The sequence below is a fragment of the Serratia sp. BIGb0163 genome (genome assembly GCF_024809935.1).
In the GTDB taxonomy this organism is placed as follows: Bacteria; Pseudomonadota; Gammaproteobacteria; order Enterobacterales; family Enterobacteriaceae; genus Serratia; species Serratia quinivorans.
Window position 1 is genome coordinate 63,997 of the sequence record NZ_JANUDZ010000007.1, and the last position, 17,578, is coordinate 81,574.

The 17,578-nt window shown below is 54.7% G+C and carries 16 protein-coding genes; 13 read left to right on the forward strand and 3 right to left on the reverse strand.

Going from position 1 to position 17,578, the window contains the following annotated elements; all coding sequences use genetic code 11:
- Positions 1-20: 20 nt before the first annotated feature.
- Positions 21-1,658 (forward strand): PglL family O-oligosaccharyltransferase, encoded by a 1,638-nt coding sequence (locus M2406_RS20605; RefSeq protein WP_012147389.1) that lies wholly within the window; start codon positions 21-23, stop codon positions 1,656-1,658.
- A gap of 28 nt (positions 1,659-1,686) precedes the next feature.
- Positions 1,687-2,274 carry a LuxR family transcriptional regulator gene (locus M2406_RS20610; protein WP_041418809.1) on the forward strand — a complete coding sequence of 196 codons (588 nt, stop codon included), beginning with the start codon at positions 1,687-1,689 and terminating at the stop codon, positions 2,272-2,274.
- A gap of 421 nt (positions 2,275-2,695) precedes the next feature.
- Here M2406_RS20610 and gorA read toward each other — a convergent pair whose 3' ends face one another.
- A complete protein-coding gene (gene gorA / locus M2406_RS20615; RefSeq protein WP_012147388.1) occupies positions 2,696-4,048 on the reverse strand; it encodes a glutathione-disulfide reductase in 1,353 nt (450 codons plus the stop codon).
- Positions 4,049-4,302: 254 nt separating this feature from the next.
- Positions 4,303-5,145: a 23S rRNA (adenine(2030)-N(6))-methyltransferase RlmJ gene (locus M2406_RS20620; RefSeq protein ID WP_012147387.1), complete on the reverse strand. Its 843-nt coding sequence runs from the start codon at positions 5,143-5,145 to the stop codon at positions 4,303-4,305.
- Between the two features lie 135 nt (positions 5,146-5,280).
- On the opposite strand from M2406_RS20620, the gene M2406_RS20625 reads away from it, so the two are divergent.
- Positions 5,281-5,685 (forward strand): ASCH domain-containing protein, encoded by a 405-nt coding sequence (locus M2406_RS20625; protein ID WP_115183566.1) that lies wholly within the window; start codon positions 5,281-5,283, stop codon positions 5,683-5,685.
- On the opposite strand, the gene M2406_RS20630 is transcribed toward M2406_RS20625, so the two are convergent.
- A complete protein-coding gene (locus M2406_RS20630; RefSeq protein WP_259191339.1) occupies positions 5,686-6,597 on the reverse strand; it encodes a LysR family transcriptional regulator in 912 nt (303 codons plus the stop codon).
- A 108-nt stretch (positions 6,598-6,705) separates the two neighbouring features.
- On the opposite strand from M2406_RS20630, the gene M2406_RS20635 reads away from it, so the two are divergent.
- The 10 genes from M2406_RS20635 to prlC all read left to right on the forward strand — a co-directional run bounded on the left by M2406_RS20635 (position 6,706) and on the right by prlC (position 17,575).
- A complete protein-coding gene (locus M2406_RS20635) occupies positions 6,706-8,148 on the forward strand; it encodes an amidase (protein ID WP_259191222.1) in 1,443 nt (480 codons plus the stop codon).
- Positions 8,149-8,233: 85 nt separating this feature from the next.
- Positions 8,234-8,695: an HIT family protein gene (locus tag M2406_RS20640; protein ID WP_112363545.1), complete on the forward strand. Its 462-nt coding sequence runs from the start codon at positions 8,234-8,236 to the stop codon at positions 8,693-8,695.
- A gap of 303 nt (positions 8,696-8,998) precedes the next feature.
- Positions 8,999-10,075, forward strand: coding sequence for a mandelate racemase/muconate lactonizing enzyme family protein (locus tag M2406_RS20645; protein WP_115183569.1), 1,077 nt, complete (start codon positions 8,999-9,001; stop codon positions 10,073-10,075).
- A gap of 10 nt (positions 10,076-10,085) precedes the next feature.
- Positions 10,086-10,859 carry an SDR family NAD(P)-dependent oxidoreductase gene (locus tag M2406_RS20650; RefSeq protein WP_017894362.1) on the forward strand — a complete coding sequence of 258 codons (774 nt, stop codon included), beginning with the start codon at positions 10,086-10,088 and terminating at the stop codon, positions 10,857-10,859.
- On the forward strand, positions 10,849-11,874 hold the full coding sequence (locus tag M2406_RS20655) for a zinc-binding alcohol dehydrogenase family protein (protein ID WP_259191228.1): 1,026 nt from the start codon (positions 10,849-10,851) through the stop codon (positions 11,872-11,874). The genes M2406_RS20650 and M2406_RS20655 overlap by 11 nt, the downstream gene beginning before the upstream one ends.
- Before the next feature lie 46 nt (positions 11,875-11,920).
- The gene (locus tag M2406_RS20660) at positions 11,921-12,907 is read left to right on the forward strand and encodes a C4-dicarboxylate TRAP transporter substrate-binding protein (RefSeq protein ID WP_112363542.1); all 987 of its coding nucleotides are present in this window, start codon (positions 11,921-11,923) and stop codon (positions 12,905-12,907) included.
- 54 nt (positions 12,908-12,961) lie between these two features.
- Entirely contained in the window at positions 12,962-13,432 is a 471-nt protein-coding gene (locus M2406_RS20665) for a TRAP transporter small permease (RefSeq protein ID WP_012147378.1), read from the forward strand.
- On the forward strand, positions 13,429-14,706 hold the full coding sequence (locus tag M2406_RS20670) for a TRAP transporter large permease (protein WP_115183572.1): 1,278 nt from the start codon (positions 13,429-13,431) through the stop codon (positions 14,704-14,706). The genes M2406_RS20665 and M2406_RS20670 overlap by 4 nt, the downstream gene beginning before the upstream one ends.
- Positions 14,707-14,748: 42 nt before the next feature.
- Positions 14,749-15,441 carry a GntR family transcriptional regulator gene (locus M2406_RS20675; protein ID WP_259191229.1) on the forward strand — a complete coding sequence of 231 codons (693 nt, stop codon included), beginning with the start codon at positions 14,749-14,751 and terminating at the stop codon, positions 15,439-15,441.
- Between the two features lie 91 nt (positions 15,442-15,532).
- A complete protein-coding gene (gene prlC / locus M2406_RS20680) occupies positions 15,533-17,575 on the forward strand; it encodes an oligopeptidase A (RefSeq protein ID WP_259191230.1) in 2,043 nt (680 codons plus the stop codon).
- Positions 17,576-17,578 lie beyond the last annotated feature (3 nt).

Below are 17,578 nucleotides of genomic sequence, written 5' to 3' on the forward strand. Positions count from 1 at the left end.
GACTAGGGTTCGGATTAGCTATGCACCTTTACCTGCCCAATATGGGAGGGATGGGTTTAGCACTGCCGCAAAATATTCTCGGCTGGAGCATGATGGCACTGCTTAGCCTGATGATCTGGTTGGGCATTTTGTTCAACCAACGGAAAATCATAACCACACCGACGACAAAATTATTTTTTGTCGCCCTGATGCTGTTGGCTGTTCCATTGCTTTATACCCGTCCTGAATGGCGGGAGGCAGCGCTTTGGCGTTGGGCAGGGTTATTCGCCGGATGGGTTTTCTATTTTTCGTGGCTGCAAGCTGAGCTATCACCACGAGCGCGTTATTGGCTGCTTTGCACCATTTTGCTGGCGGTGACGGCACAGGCATTCATGGCATTAGCGCAGCTGTTTGGCTTTGGAGGCTGGGTCCCGTATCCGCTGATTGCCGGTCGCCCTTATGGAGTATTCCAGCAGGTGAATCTGTTGGCCAGTTTTATGGCTACCGGGCTGGCGTTGGCGCTGACGTTGTTTTTATTGCCCGGTTTTAACCTGCGGGCGCGGTGCCATGAAAAGTGGCGACTGGGCGTATTGTGCCTGCTATTGACGGTTCTTCCTGCCTTGCTGGTTTGGTTGCATTCGCGTATAGGCTGGTTGAGCGGCGGTGCGGTTGCCCTGTTGTTCATTGCGGCATATGCCAAGAAATACCCGCAGCGCAGCGGTGTTGCGGCGTTCCTGATGTTGCTTGGTCTGGTGACGGGCATGGTGGTGGCCTGGAGTGGTCAGGTTGGCGCGGTGAGTCATGCGGGATCAGACAGCGCGCGCGGCATCATGTTGAACGCGACGTTGGCGATGATCGCAGAAAAACCGTTGGCCGGATGGGGGTATGGCGGTTTTGAGTACAGTTTCCAGCACTTTCGCGCCGCATTAGGGGAATCGACGCTGGGGGTGGGGGTGGCTACTCATCCCCATAACGAAATTTTGTTGTGGTGGGTTGAAGGGGGTGGGCTTGGGCTGATTGGCATGTTGCTGTTTTTGCTTGCCGGGTTGCGGTTGGCGGGTAAAGCCTGGCGACGTTACAGCCAGCGGGCTGACTTGCCTGACCGAGGTGTGGCGCTGGCGCTTTGTTTTGCCTTGTTGCCGATAGCTTTACATACCCAGACTGAGTATCCGTTTTATTTATCGACGCTGCATTGGATCATTTTCCTGCTGCTGTTGGCGCTGTTGGATCGTCAGGCCGCTGTAGTTCATGAGCGTAACGCGTTAAGCGGGGTTGGCCGGAGAGCTCTCGTTATTCTGGCGCCGATCGGATCTCTGATCGCCCTGATCGTGATGCTGGTCGGGTTACCGGGCGGGCTTACGCTAACGCGCGCAGAACAGAGCCAATTTACTGATATGCATGCCGCAGAGGCTATGCCACCTGCTGTTCGTTGGCTCCATGCGGAACGTTGGGCATTTGACCAACAGGTCTACGCGCTGCTGTTATTCAATCAAACGCAGGATGAAAAGCTTTTGTCCGCTTATGCGCTTTGGGCTAATGAGTATTTGAAGAAACATATTGATAGAAATATCTATGCCACTTTGTATTTGATATTGAAGCATCAGGGGAAAGATATTCCGGCGGATAATTTACGCCGGGAAGCCATAGTATTTTTCCCGGACGACAGTAGGTTTAAATAACCAGGAGCGCGATTAAAAAGGAGTGAAAGTGGAGAGATCCATAAGAATATCAATCATAGATACTAACCGCCATTTCGGTGAGGGGTTAAAATATGCTTTGCTGGAATATTTTCAGGTAAAGGGAAGGGCTCTTGAGATCCTGCCCGGAGACGTTGAACAGCCCTCTGCCGATCTGGTTTTTGTGGCGCGATCGGAAGCCGGGGGCAGGGCTTATTGTGATCGGATGCCGATAGAGTCAGATTCCCGGTCGCTGTATATTTCCATAGAAAAAACAACGCGTGATGGGGTACCGAGAAAAAATGTATGTTCCAGAGAGGCGGGGACGTTGGAGAGGCGTGCCAGTATCGAGGACCTATTTCATCTGCTCGACGTGGCTCTAAGGCGCATAGCATCAATCAGTATGGCAACAGGGGCCTGTGTGTTTTGCATCGGCAAAAGGCTCAGTGGCAGAGAGAAAGAGGTCATTTTTTATCTGCGGTTAGGGGTTAATCAAACGCAAGCAGCGAAGTATATGCAGCTGAGTGTTAAAACGGTGCATACCTATAAACAGTCGGTGATGCGTAAACTTGATTTCAGAGGCAGAAATGAACTTTTTAGTTGGTTATTGAAAGTTTGAATTTCTAGAGCTATTCCTTGACATTTAAAATGTATTTTTATGTTATATTTTATTACTGTTATTCTTTTGTTTATAAGCGTATTTTCTTTTTTCAAACATTTCTCTTTGGTGAAGAAAAAAAATATTTGTGCCATACGAAGTAAAAACATAAAAAGAGTTAGATAGCGGCGGGGGTATTGATTTAATGGGTTATTGTTTCATGATGCCATGGTGGGTTGTTTAGACTCCATGATTTTCTATTGTGAATTGACCGATTTTAATCCCATGGTATTTCTAATTGAATTGAAAATGAAAATTTTCATCAAATAATCATCAGAGTATTTTCTTAGTGTTTGTCCAATATAAAAAAAGGTCAGGGTCCTGAGGCACCTGACCTTTTTGTTGCCGTTTACCCAGCGGCATTGCACGCCGGGCAGGCAAATCAACGCATGGTAACGAACTCTTCCGCTGCGGTCGGGTGGATCGCGACGGTGTTGTCGAAGTCTTTCTTGGTGGCGCCCATCTTGATGGCGACGGCGAAGCCCTGCAGGATCTCGTCCATGCCGAAGCCAATGCCGTGCAGGCCAACAATCTTCTCTTCTTTACCCACGCACACCAGCTTCATGCGGCACGGTTGGCGGTGTTGCGTTACGGCGCTGTACATGGCGGTAAATGAAGATTTATACACTTTCACGCTGTCCGCACCGAATTTCTCGATTGCTTCCGGTTCGGTCAGGCCGATAGTTCCGATCGGCGGGTGGCTGAACACCACGGTGGCGATGTTGCTGTAATCCAGGTGTTCTTCCGGCTTGTTGTTAAACAAACGCTCGGACAGACGGCGGCCTGCGGCCACGGCAACCGGAGTCAGTTCAACGGCACCGGTGTTGTCGCCCACCGCGTAAATGCCTTTTACGTTGGTGTTCTGGTATTTATCGACGTCGATATAGCCATTTTCGTTGGTTTTCACCCCGGTCACGGCCAGGTTCAGGTTATCGGTCGCCGGTTCGCGGCCAATCGCCCACACCAGGCTGTCGACGATGAATTCTTTGCCGTTTTCCAACTGTAGCGTCAGGCTGCCGTCGGCGTTCTTGACGATGGCCTTCGGCACCGATTCGGTGTGCAGGCTTGGCCCTTCGGTGTTCATCACTTCCACCAGGGTTTCGACAATCATCGGATCGAAGCTGCGCAGCGGCGCGTGTTTACGCACGAACAGGTGCGTCTCGGCACCCAGCGCGTTCATCACGCCGGCGATTTCCACCGCGATATAGCCCGCGCCCACGACCGCAACGCGTTTTGGCATCGCGTCCAGCTCGAAGAAACCGTCGGAGTCGATGCCGTATTCTGCGCCCGGAATGTCTGGGTGGCTTGGGCGTCCGCCAGTGGCGATCAGAATATGATCGGCGGTGATTTTCTCACCGTTGACTTCCACCGTGTTAGCGTCGATAAAGCGCGCAAAGCCTTTGATCACGTCGACTTTGTTTTTGCCCAGCACGTTGTCGTAGGAATTATGGATGCGGTCGATATAAGCGGTGCGGTTAGCCACCAGCTTTTTCCAGTCAAACGCGTTGACGGTGGTATCGAAACCGTAATCCGGGCCGTACATATGAATGGCCTCGGCGATTTGCGCCGCATGCCACATAACTTTTTTCGGTACACAACCCACGTTGACGCAGGTGCCGCCCAGTTCTTTGGCTTCAATCAGTGCGCATTTCTGGCCATACATGGCTGCCCGGTTGATCGATGCGATGCCGCCGCTGCCGCCGCCAATTGCTAGATAATCGTAATGTTTGGTCATCTGGGATTTCCATGAATTGTGTGAATCGAAGAGCGTAAGAGTTTAACGCCTGATGCAGGTTTGTCGCAAAGATTGCGTCGATGGTTGCGATAGGTGGGGTATACCCGTCATCTTTCAAGTTGCAGCGTTGTTATCTGCACTCGCTCACCTCAGTTACTTACTTAAGTAAGCGCCTGGGGATGAGCGAGTTGGCCGCCTAGCTGCAACTTGAAAGCTATAGGGTATAAAGGCGCGGCAGGCCGCGCCCCGGAAGCTTATTCCGGCACCACCCAGTTCACCAAATGGTGACCATGGCCCGACGGCACCAATATTTTGTGCAGCCATGGCAGCACGTTTTTCATTTGTTGTTCCAGCTTCCACGGCGGGTTAATCACGATCATGCCGGAGGCAGTCATGCCGCGCTGGTCGCTGTCGGGTTTTACCGCCAGTTCGATCTGCAGAATATTTCGGATGCCGGTGGCTTCCAGCTCTTTGAGCATACGTTTGATCTGCTGGCGCATCACCACCGGATACCACAGCGCGTAAGTGCCGGTGGCAAAGCGCTTGTAGCCTTCCTGCAGGCCTTTGATCACGTCCTGATAATCGGTCTTCATCTCGTACGGCGGATCCATCAGGATCAGCCCACGGCGTGACAGTGGCGGCAACTGGGATTTCAACTGTTGGTAGCCATCGGCGCGTTGCACCTTGGCGCGTTCGTCCTTCTGAAATTCGCTGCGCAGCAGTGGGAAGTCGCTCGGGTGCAGCTCGGTCAGGTGGATTTTATCCTGCGGGCGCAGCAGCTGGCGGGCAATCAGCGGTGAGCCAGGGTAGTAGCGCAGCTTTTCGGTACGGTTAAAGTGGTGCACTACACCCATGTAGGCCGCCAGTTCTTCCGGCAGATCGTCACGTTGCCACAGCAGACCTATGCCTTCCAGGTATTCCCCGGTGCGTTCGGCGTGCTCACCGCTCAGCTGATAGCGCCCTGCGCCGGAATGGGTATCCAGGTACAGGAAGGGTTTGTCTTTTTCTTTCAGCGATTCAATGATCAGGCTCTGAACGGTGTGCTTGAGCACGTCGGCGTGGTTGCCGGCGTGGAAACTGTGGCGGTAACTTAACATGGCTTGTGGTAATTCCTTGTGCTCCCGACGGAGCGTGCTGAACAGAATAAAGGCTTATATTCTGCACAGTATAAACTGTCTGGGCGGGAAAAACCGGAATGCGTTACCGCAGACCCTCTATCAAGGAGCAGGACAATGACCGAATCGACTATTCTGGCTAAGTATCCCGGCGCATCGCGCTGGCAATTCGGCGACAGCCCGGCGCTGGCGGACGAGTTGTTGCAGTTGGTGCTCGACGGCGACAAAACCGCAACCTGTGGTTCCTATGTCGCCTATCAACAAGAGAAATCACCGATGGTCGGGGATTATAACGTGATCCTTAATGGCCGGGGTGAACCCGCCTGTGTCATCAGAACGCTTTCACTGAAGCTGACTCGTTACTGTGATGTCACCGCCGAGATGGCCGCGCTGGAAGGCGAGGGGGATAAGAGCCTGGCCTTCTGGCGTGAGGGACATCAGGCGTTTTTTACCCGAGAAGGCACTTTTTCGCCGCAAATGTGGCTGGTATTTGAAGAGTTTGACCTGGTCGATGTCCTCTAGTTACGCAGCTGATGACTCCAGGGCGGCAACCACCTGCTCGCGCAGCCAGCTATGGGCCGGATCCAGGTGCGATCGCTCATGCCAGACCATCACCATGTCATAGCCGGGTAGTTCCAGCGGCACCGGGCAGGTGCGCAGACTGCCGAGCATTTCCCCCAGCATGCGTGAAGGCAGCATGGCGACCATATCGGATTTTGCCAGCAGCGCGGGAATGAACAGGAAGTGCGGCAGCGACATCACCACCCGCCGCGCTAATCCCTGTGCTTCCAGCAGCGTGTCGGTCAGGGTACGGAAACCGCCCCCGTCCTGTGAAACCATAACAAACTCCAACTGACAGAACTGCTCGAGCGTAGGCGGTGTCTGCAATAACGGGTGGTCACGACGGCCTACCAGCAGGTAATTCTCGTGAAACAACGGGCGATGACGTAGCTCGGCGGGCGCCTCTTCTCGGGCCAGAAAACCCAGGTCGATCACGCCGTCCGCCAGATCGCGACTCATGTTTTTGGGTGAAGCTTCGCGGATCGCCAGACGGGAATGGGGTGCCGCCAGCCGCAGTTTGGGCAGCATCGGCAGCAGGATGGCATATTCGGCCGCGTCGGCGGCGGCCAGTTGCCAGGTCATTTTGGCCTGTAGCGGATCAAACGGCTGTTCCGGTGCCACCAGGCGGCCGAGATCGGCCAGCGTCTGGCGCAGCGGCGTCAGCAGGCCGAGTGCGCGTGCCGTGGGCAACATGCCGCGTGAGCCGGGTAATAGCAGGGGATCATGGTAAATCTCGCGCAGTTTGGCGAGCTGGATACTGACCGAGGGTTGGCTCAGGTTAAGGCGTGCGGCCGCCCGGGTTACGCTGCGCTCAGTGAGCAGCGCTTCCAGCGTGACCAATAAATTGAGATCGACCCGCTTTAAATTGTTGATAACTATTCCTCATATTAAATCTATCAATTTCAACTATAGCGTTAATCCCCCTACCGTGGAACGGACGGCGGAAAAGCCGACGAAACTGCTACGGATAAGGACGAAACGATGAAATTGAGCGAGTACGTTAGCTACGATGCGCTGGGGTTGGCCGAACTGGTACAGCGCAGCGAAGTCAGTGCGCAAGAATTGCAGCAGGCGGCGCAGGCCGCGGTTGAGGCGGTGAACCCGGCGATTAACGCAGTGGTGGAACATTGGACGCAGCCGCTATCGGAGGGGGATGGCCCACTGTCTGGCGTGCCTTTCCTGATTAAGGATATCGCCATCAGCATGGCCGGTAAGCTCTCGGAACTGGGCAGCCGGTTGGCGCAGGGTAATATTGCCACTACAGACAGTTATCTGATGAGCAATATTCGTCGAGCAGGGCTGGTCACTTTCGGTCGCACTACCACGCCGGAAATGGCGTTCAGCACCACCACCGAAGCGGTGCTTTACGGCGCGACGCGCAATCCTTGGAACCCGGATTTCAGCGCCGGCGGTTCCAGCGGCGGAGCCGGTGCGGCGGTGGCTGCCGGGATCGTGCCGATTGCTCACGCTACGGACGCCGCCGGCTCGATCCGCGTACCCGCTTCGTCGAATGGGCTATTTGGCCTCAAACCGACGCGTGGCCGGGTATCGCATGGCCCGGCGATGGATGAAGTGTTCAACGGTTTTGGCGTCCAACTGGGGCTAAGCCGTTCGGTACGTGACAGCGCGGCCTTGCTGGATGCCTTGCAGCATCCACATCCCGGCGAACCCTATTACACCACGCCTCCGGCACAGAGTTGGCTGTCACAGGTCACGTCAGAACCCGGCCGACTGCGCATCGGCATGATGACTCAGGCGTGGAACGGCGGCAAAACCGATCCGCAAATCGCTCAGGCCACGGCCGACACTGGCGTGCTGCTGAGTGAGTTGGGCCATCAGGTTAGCGAAGTGGATATGGCGATCGGCGTCAGTTGGCAGGAGCTGGTGTTCGCCAATGCGCAAATCTGGTGTGCCAATCTGGTCGGTTGGCTAGATGGCCTGAGCCAGGCGACCGGGCGGCCGATTTCAACCGAAACGCTGGAGCCGGAAACGCTGGCCTGTTACCGCTACGGTTTGGCTGCCAGGGCGGTGGATATGGTTGCTGCGCTTGAGGTGCGTAATCGGGTGACCCGCGGCGTCGCGGCTTATTTTCAGCAGTATGACCTGCTGCTGACCCCAACTCTGCCCGACTTGCCCTGGCGGATTGGCCGTTACGGCACAGGAGCGGCGGAGATGAGCGGCCTGGAGTGGACGGCGCATTTATTCGATCACTCGCCGTTTACGCCGGTCTTTAACGTGGCGGGCGTGCCGGCGATGTCGGTGCCGTTGGCGCATGATGCGCAGCATAACCTGCCGATTGGCATGCAATTCGTCGCCGGTTTTGGCCGAGAAGATTTGCTGCTGCAACTGGCCGGCCAACTGGAGCGGGCGGCACCCTGGCAGCAGCGACGTCCTGCGATTTGGGCGGGAAATGCACGGCCGTAGCAGTCAAAAGGCAAAATATCGGCTATGTTGCTAAAAGGTTTTTTGCGGCGGGCCGGGTGGCTCGTCGCTGCATTCAGGAGGCGTGATGAGCTGCATATTTTGTGAAATGGTGGCAGGCCGGGTGCCGTGCCATAAAATTTGGGAAGACGACGGTCACATGGCGTTCCTTTCCATCTTTCCGAATACCGAGGGTTTCAGCGTGGTGATCCCCAAGGCGCACTACGAGAGTTACGCTTTTGCCGTAGCGGACGACGTGCTGAGCGAACTGATGCTGGCGACCAAACGGGTGGCGCAGTTGCTCGACCGGGCGTTTGACGATGTGGGCCGCTGCGGCATGGTGTTCGAAGGCTTTGGCGTCGATCACCTGCACGCCAAGCTGATCCCGATGCACGGCACCGCCGCACTGGAACAATGGCAGCCGATTGAGTCGAAATCGACGAAGTTCTTCGACCGCTACGAAGGTTACCTGTCTTCCCACGACGCTGCCCGTGCCGACGACGATCGTCTGGCCGCCCTGGCGGCGCAGATCCGTCAGAGTGCGGTTTAAGGCACTATCCATCAACACCGGCCATTGATTTTCCTGCGCCGGTTTCCGCCATTCGGCAGAAAATTTCGTGCACTGCTAGTGCAACCCGCTGTGGGTTGGATCCAGATACGATTGTTCATGCCAAACCCTCACCCTGTCTGCCAATAGTTTTTGTTAACGAGATCTCCTTTAGGGTTGTTTGTTTTTGCATCAACCGATATATCGGTGTATCGTTGCTTTGCATCGAGGGTTACAGACAGTGAGGTCACTTAGTCGTTTGTTTTAATAGGTTTTTAATTCCTGTGCCGACTTTGGAGTATGCCAATGGACAAAATAAAACAGGTCAATCTCTATCGAGCCGTATCGCCTTTATCTCGCCCTATCGCGGATTCCACTCATTACATCAATGAAATTTCCTTTGTGGTTGCCGAAGTGGTGCTGGCCAGTGGCGTCACTGGCGAAGGGTATTTGCTTTCTTTCCACTATTCGCCCGAGGCCATTGCCGGAGCAATGAAAGATCTCCAACAGTTTGCCGTGGGTTATCACTGTTGGCAGACCGGTAAATTCCTGCGGGACGTGGCGGCAGAGCACGAATACTTTGGCCACAACGGTTTGCAGAAGTGGGCGGCGGCAACGCTCAATGTCGCGATGTGGGACGCATGGGGTAAGACCCTGCAACAGCCGATCTGGAAGATGTTGGGCAACACCGTCGATCGCGTGCCGGTGTATGGCAGTGGCGGTTGGTTGTCATACAGCGAGGCCGAACTGCTGGAAGAAGTGCTGGAATACCAGGCGCGTGGCTTGCAGGCCGTGAAGATAAAAGTGGGTTCGCCGGAGGTAGAGCAAGACATCATGCGTTTGCGCAAAGTGCGGGAAGCGGTTGGCCCCGGGATGAAAATCATGATGGATGCCAATCAGGGGATGACCCTGCCGGATGCGCTGAAGTTATCGACGCAGGCGGCAGAAATTGGCATCCACTGGTTCGAAGAACCCTTGGTGCATACCGATTTTGACGGCTATCAGCAGTTGCGCCAGAAAACCGGCATCGCACTGGCGATGGGCGAGCGGGAATATGACATGGAACCGCTCAAGGCCTTGATCGCCCGTAATGCGCTGGATTTATGGCAGCCGGATCTGATCCGCATCGGCGGCGTTGAACCCTGGCGTGAGTCGGCGATGCTGGCACATGCCCATCACCTGCCGGTATTACCGCATTACTACAAAGATTATGACGTGCCGCTGCTGTGCACTATCCCCAACCCTTACGGAGCGGAATCTTTCGACTGGATCGACAGCATTATCGATAACCCGATGACCATTGATGGCGGCTACGCCTTTCCGCGCTCGGGTGCAGGCTGGGGCTTTAATTTCAACCCGGCATCTCTGACAGAAATCAAATAGGGACAGGGCGATGAAACAGGACGTTTTAACTCAGTATTTTTCATTACAGGGCCGGACCGGCATTGTTACCGGCGCATCATCCGGTATTGGGCGCGGCATTGCTCATTTGCTGGCAGATGCCGGGGCACGGGTATTCAACTTCAGTCTGGAAGCCACGCAGACTACCGGCATTGATTATGCATTGAACCCTGGAGTGGTTGATATACAAGTGGATATTACCGATCGCGAACAATTACAGGCCGCAGTCGATAGGGTCGCGGCTGATGGGGCGATCGACTTCCTCATTAACAACGCAGGCATTACCAAGCGTGTGCGCGCCGAACAGGTTGATGAAGCATGGTGGCGAAAAATTCACCAGATTAACGTTGATGCCGTATTCTTCCTGTCGCAACTTTGTTTCCCGCATTTGACCCGCTCGGCGTATATCGGCCGTATCGTCAATATTTCCTCAATGGCGGCGCATCTGGGTTTTAGCGAGGTGGTGCCCTATTGCTCGACCAAGGCAGCGGTCACTGGCATGACCCGTGGGTTGGCTGTGGAATGGGCGCAGGAAAACATCCGCGTCAATTCGGTGGCGCCGGGTTGGATCCAGACCAATATGACGCAGGTGGTCGCCGATCCGCAGCGGTTGGAACGTATTATTAACCGGATGCCGCTGCACCGTTACGGCCATCCGCGTGAAGAACTGGGTGCCATGGTGTGGTTTTTGGTCAGTGAGGCCTCGCGTTACATCACCGGGCAGGATTTTGCCGTGGACGGGGGGGCGCTGAGCTATGGCTTCTGAAATGAAGGTATTAGTGTGCATCAAACCGGGCCAACTGAGCCAACAGCGGCGGCCAATACCGCTGCCGGGGACTGGAGAAGTCCTGCTGAAAATGTGCGCTTTGGGAGTCTGCGGTTCGGATATTCACGCTTTCCACGGACGCCAACCGATGATGCAGTACCCGGCGGTGCTGGGGCATGAAATCAGCGCCGAAGTGGTGGCCTGCGGGCAAGATGCCGCGCTGTATCAACCCGGTCAACAGGTGGTGGTGATCCCCTATCGTCATTGTGGGCGGTGTGCGGCCTGTCGGCGTGGACGCACCACTTGTTGCACTGCTTTGTCGGTGATGGGAATTCATCGAACCGGAGCGATGCAGGAATATGTGACGGTGGCTGAAGATGCTCTGCTGGCGGTCACGGGGATCCCTCATCTTCAGGCAGCGTTAATTGAGCCTTATGCCATTGCTGCCCATGCAGTACGGCGCAGTGGGGTGACCCACGGAGTGAGCCTGTTGGTGGTGGGGGCGGGAGCTATCGGATTAGGCATTGCGGATATCGGGCGTAGCCTGGGGGCCGAAGTGATAGTGGCAGAAGCCGATCCGCAGCGTCAGGCATTTGCTGGCGAGCAATATGGTTTTACCGACGTATTGAACCCATTAGATGCCGATTTTGAGCAACAATTGCGGGTGTTGACCCACGGCGATGGCCCACAGGTGATTATTGATGCGACGGGCAACCCGGCTTCTATGAACAGTCAGGTAGAACGGATCGCCGCAGGCGGGACGTTGGTGTTTGTCGGCCTGCATACCGGTGAAGTGAGCTTCAATGACCTGGCTTTCCATAAAAGGGAATTGGAACTGCTCGGTAGCCGTGCAGCGGATCGCGAAGACTTCATCAAGGTAATCACTTTACTGCAGCAGGGAAAAATCAGCCCGGAAAAACTGTGCACCCGGGAAATACCTTTCTCTGAATTAGATCAATATCAATTTGAACAACTCAATCAGCCAGGCAATGTGAAGTCGGTCATTCTATTTTAAGCATCCGCAGTCGGTTACCTGAATAATTGAACTGGAGATTATTATTATGAAAGGACAACTTAAGCGCTGGGTCATATTGACCTGCGCATTATTTTCTTTACTTGTTTTCAGCGCGGAATCAATTTCAGCAAAATATACTATACGGGTTTCTTATGAAAATAACCCGGGTGAGCCTTTTGATCTGGCGGTAAGAAAGTGGGCTGAACTCTTTAAAGAAAAAACTAACGGCCAAGGCGAACTTATTTTGTTCCCGAGTTCTTCATTAGGATCAAAAAAAGACGTGATGGAGCAAATCAAGCTGGGGAGTGCGATGATCACCCTGGCAGATGGGGCCTTTTTTGCCGACTATATACCCGATTTCGGCATTATGATGGGGCCGTATCTGGGGCGCGATTACAACGATATTTTCACCTTGACCAAAACGCCCTGGTTTACCGACCTGTCACGCCAACTGGACGACAAGGGGTTTCATATCCTGGCGGCTAACTGGCTGTACGGTATCCGCCAGATGGTGGTGAACAAACCCATCCATACCCCGGCGGACCTGAAAGGCGTAAAAATCCGCGTCGCCAACAGCCGTATCTTTATTGAAGCCATCAAGGCGATGGGGGCAACCCCAACCCCCATGCCATTGGGCGAAGTGTATACCGCGTTGACTACCGGAGTGATCGACGGTGCGGAAAACCCGATCCCGGTACTGTACGGCCAAAAGCTTTTTGAGCCGGCCAGGTACCTGATCATGACCGGGCATATTGATAATGTGACCCAACTGATTATTGGTCAGAAATATTACAGCCAACTTCCTGATGAGATTAAAAAAGCGTTAACGCTATCCTGTGAGGAAGCCGGTAATTATATGACCAGGTTAATTATCCAGGCTGATAAGCAAGATCGGGAAAAAATGAAAGCGGCGGGCGTGACGGTGATTGAGGTTGACCGTGAATTATTCCGACAGGCGTCAAAGTCGGCCTATCAGCAATTCCCGGAATGGACGCCGGGATTATATGACAAGCTTCAGGGCTATTTAGAATAATTGACTGCCATTTTTCGACAACTTCCGCTGCATCGCACCGGGGGAGTGATAATCATGATCCGAAAGTTATTGGTTAATCTTGACGATATTCTCGCCTGCCTGGTGTTGACTGCGATTGTGGCGATAACGGTACTGGCGGTAGTGATGCGTTACCTGGTGCATGCGCCGTTGCCCTGGGTGGAAGAGCTGCAATTAGCGCTCTATCTGTGGGCCATCATGCTGGGGGCGGTCAGCGCAATGAAGCGGCGCAAGCATGTCGGCATTGATGTTTTTGTCAATCTGTTGCCCGCAAGTGCGCGCCGGCTGGTGCTTTATTGGAACGATGCCTTGAGCATAGTTGTCTTGCTGTCGTTTGCCTGGCTTGGTTTGATGCTGGCGGAAGGTGCGGGAGAAAAGATCACCCCGATCCTCGGTATTCGTTACCGCTGGATCGATATGGCGATCCCGGTGGGGTCATTGCTGATGGTGCTGCAATTGGTCGTCAACCTGTGTTACCGCGACAAACGCATGGGAGAATCATCATGACGGTAGCGATCTCCTGCATTATTTTACTGCTGGGTTTTATCAGCAGATTACCGATATTTATCAGTGTTATCCTGGCGGTATTGAGTTGGTTTTTCCTCGCGGGCGATCCCTCGCCGCTCATTGCAGCACAAAGGATCGTTGGAGCCAGTGAGAACACCACGCTGCTTGCGATCCCCTTCTTTATCTTGCTGGGCAATTTGTTGAATTACACCGGTATTACCCGAAGAATGCTGACGCTGGCGGAATTACTGACGCGCAAATTCTACGGCGGACTGGCGCAGGCCAATGTGCTACTCAGTACCTTGATGGGCGGCCTTTCGGCCTCCAGTTTGGCGGACTGCGCCATGCTGTGCAAAATGCTGGTGCCGGAAATGACGCGCAAAGGCTACAGCAAGGCCTTCGCTACGGTGGTGACGGCGGCGGGGTCGTTGATCACGCCAATCATCCCGCCGGGTATTGCCCTGATTATTTACGGCTATGTGGCGGATGTGTCGATCGGCAAAATGTTTCTGGCGGGTATCGTGCCGGGAATATTGTGCTGTGCGGCGCTGATGCTGACTATTCGCCATCTTTCCCGGCGGCGCAATTACCAGGCCAGTAATACCGATGCACCGAACTGTCGCGAGCTTGGGCAAGCGCTGTGGCAGGCGATGCCAGCGCTTGTTCTGGTGCTGGTGATTATCGGCGGGATCCGCATCGGTGCTTTCACACCGACCGAAGCGGGGGCGATTGCGGTGGTGTTTGCCATTGGCATCGGCCTGTTTTTCACCCGTGAAATGAAGGTGGCCGATATCGGTGAGGCCCTGTTGGATACGGCCGCTTCTACGGCGGGTATTATGCTCATTATCATGGCCTGCTCAGCATTCGCCTGGATATTGAGTTGGGAACGAACTGCCCAGACGGTCGCGGAGATGATTACGTCACTGTCGGATAACCCGCTGATGTTCCTGTTGGCGCTCAACCTGTTTTTACTGGTCCTGGGGATGTTTATTGAAGGTAATGCGGCAATTATCGTGTTGGTACCGCTGCTGATGCCAACGGTGAAGGCTCTGGGGATCGATCCGATCCAATTTGGCATTCTGATCATTCTTAACCTGGCGATTGGCAGCCTGACACCGCCGATGGGCACCATTATGTTTATTGCCAATTCGATTACCGGTACCCAGGTTTCTGCCTTTATCAAAGAGGTCTGGCCGCTGTTACTGGCATTGCTGACGGTATTGCTGTTGGTGACGCTGGTACCGGCGATTTCGACCTTTTTACCTGGGCTATAGCTTTGTAAACAGTGGGAGAATACTATTTCAGAAATACCACTTATGAGATCCGTTATGAGTCGGCTGCTGTTGGATCGGGAAAAACCCGTCAAGATGCAAATTTACCATTGGCTGAAAGAACGCATTATTTATGGTGAGTTTGCGCCGGGAATGATTCTGGAAAAAAACGAACTCGCGCATCAATTGAATGTATCGCCCACGCCATTGCGAGAGGCTTTGATTTTGTTGAAGCATGACAACTTCATCGATATGGTGCCGAACCTGCATACACGGGTAAAACTGATAGAAGTCAAACGGGTAGAAGAGAACGCTTTTATCCGTGCGGCACTGGAAGGCGCGGTCGTCGAGCAATTGGCATTAAGCGGTATCAGTAAAACGGTGGAAAAAGCCTGCCAAAAACTGATCGATAGCCAGCTTGGCGCTTTTGACAAGAGGGACTACGCCAGCGTGTTTCGTTTTGATCTGGAGTTCCACCACCGGTTGGTCGACCAACTGGCGCTGGATTCGCTGTGGGATAATCTGTATGCCAATCGTGCCCATCTGGATCGCGCTCGCCAGTGTTCACCGGTGAATGTGGCAGGTATTCGCCGCTCCATAGAACAACATCAGCAACTGCTGCAGTTGATCGTCAGTGGGCAGGTGCAACCCGCGCGGGAACTGATTAAAGCCCATGTTTGGTCAGTGTTTGATGATTTGAAACAGATCGCACCGGAATACCTTAGCCGCGATCATTGATTTTCCTGCCGCTTGGCTCCATGTTAGATATTCATACGCATTTTAAGGCCTGCCCGCTGCGGCGGGCCCCAACGCTAATCAGGACTGCCCTATGACAAATCCGTTGCTGACCCCGTTTTCCCTGCCACCGTTTTCCGCCATTCGCCCAGAAGATATCGTGCCTGCAGTGCAATCCGCCTTGGCCGATTGCCGCGCTGCGGTAGAGCGCGTTGTCGCGCAGCCGGGACCGTTCACCTGGGATAATCTGTGTCAGCCGCTGGCGGAGTCTGACGATCGCCTGTCGCGCATCTGGTCGCCGGTGGGGCATTTGAACTCGGTGAAAAACAGCCCGGAACTGCGTGCCGCCTATGAGCAGGCGCTGCCGTTGCTGTCTGAATACGGCACCTGGGTTGGGCAACACGAAGGTTTGTATCAGGCGTACCGCAGCCTGAAAGAAGGCGAAGCCTTCAATCAACTGACCGCACCACAGCGCAAGTCGGTAGAAAATGCGCTGCGTGATTTTGAACTGTCGGGCATCGGCCTGTCGCCGGAAAAACAGCGTCGCTATGGTGAAATCGTCGCGCGTCTTTCCGAGCTGGGTTCTACCTACAGCAACAACGTGCTCGACGCCACCATGGGTTGGAGCAAGTTGATTACCAATGAAACCGAGCTGAGCGGCCTGCCGGAAAGCGCGTTGGCCCAGGCTCAGGCGATGGCGCAGGCCAAAGAGCAGGACGGCTGGCTGCTGACGCTGGATATGCCGAGCTATCTGCCGGTACTGACCTACGGCGACAACCGCGCACTGCGTGAAGAGATGTATCGCGCCTTCGCTACCCGCGCTTCCGATCAGGGGCCGAATGCCGGTAAGTGGGACAACAGCGAAGTGATGGCGGAAACGCTGGCGCTGCGCCATGAACTGGCCCAACTGCTGGGCTTTGACAGCTACGCCGACAAATCGCTGGCGACCAAAATGGCGGAAAACCCGGAGCAGGTGCTCGGTTTCCTCAGCGATCTGGCCAAACGTGCCCGTCCACAGGCCGAGCAGGAATTGGCGCAGCTGCGCGCCTTCGCCAAACAGCATTACGGCGTAGATGAACTGGAAGCCTGGGACATTACCTATTACGGCGAAAAACAGAAACAACACCTGTTCTCGATCAGCGACGAGCAACTGCGCCCGTACTTCCCGGAACAGCGGGTGGTGGAAGGTCTGTTCGAAGTGGTCAAACGCATTTACGGCATCACCGCCAAAGAGCGCAAGGACGTGGATACCTGGCATCCAGAGGTGCGCTTCTTTGATCTGTTCGATGCTAACGGCGAGCTGCGCGGCAGCTTCTACCTTGACCTGTATGCGCGTGAAAACAAACGCGGCGGGGCGTGGATGGACGACTGCGTCGGCAGCCTGCGCAAGGCCAACGGCGAACTGCAAAAACCGGTCGCCTACCTGACCTGTAACTTTAACCGTCCGTTGGGCGACAAGCCGGCGCTGTTCACCCATAACGAAGTGACCACCTTGTTCCACGAGTTCGGCCACGGTCTGCACCATATGCTGACCCAGATCGACACCGCCGGCGTTTCCGGTATCAGCGGTGTGCCATGGGATGCGGTCGAACTGCCAAGCCAGTTTATGGAAAACTGGTGCTGGGAGCCGGAAGCGCTGGCGTTTATCTCCGGCCATTATCAGAGCGGTGAACCGCTGCCGAAAGAGATGCTCGACAAGCTGCTGGCCGCCAAAAATTACCAGGCGGCGCTATTTATTCTGCGTCAGTTGGAATTCGGCCTGTTCGACTTCCGCATGCACGCCGAATACAGCCCTTCAAGCGGCGCGCAGATCCTGCCAACCTTGGCGGAAGTGAAGAAAATGGTGGCGGTGGTACCTTCACCAAGCTGGGGCCGTTTCCCACATGCTTTCAGCCATATCTTCGCTGGCGGCTACGCGGCGGGCTACTACAGCTACCTGTGGGCGGAAGTGCTGTCGGCCGATGCCTATTCGCGCTTTGAGGAAGAGGGGATTTTCAACGCCGAAACCGGTAAATCCTTCCTCGACAACATCCTGTCGCGCGGCGGTTCGGAAGAGCCGATGGAACTGTTCAAACGCTTCCGTGGCCGTGAGCCGCAGCTGGATGCTATGCTGCGCCATTACGGCATTAAAGGATAACCC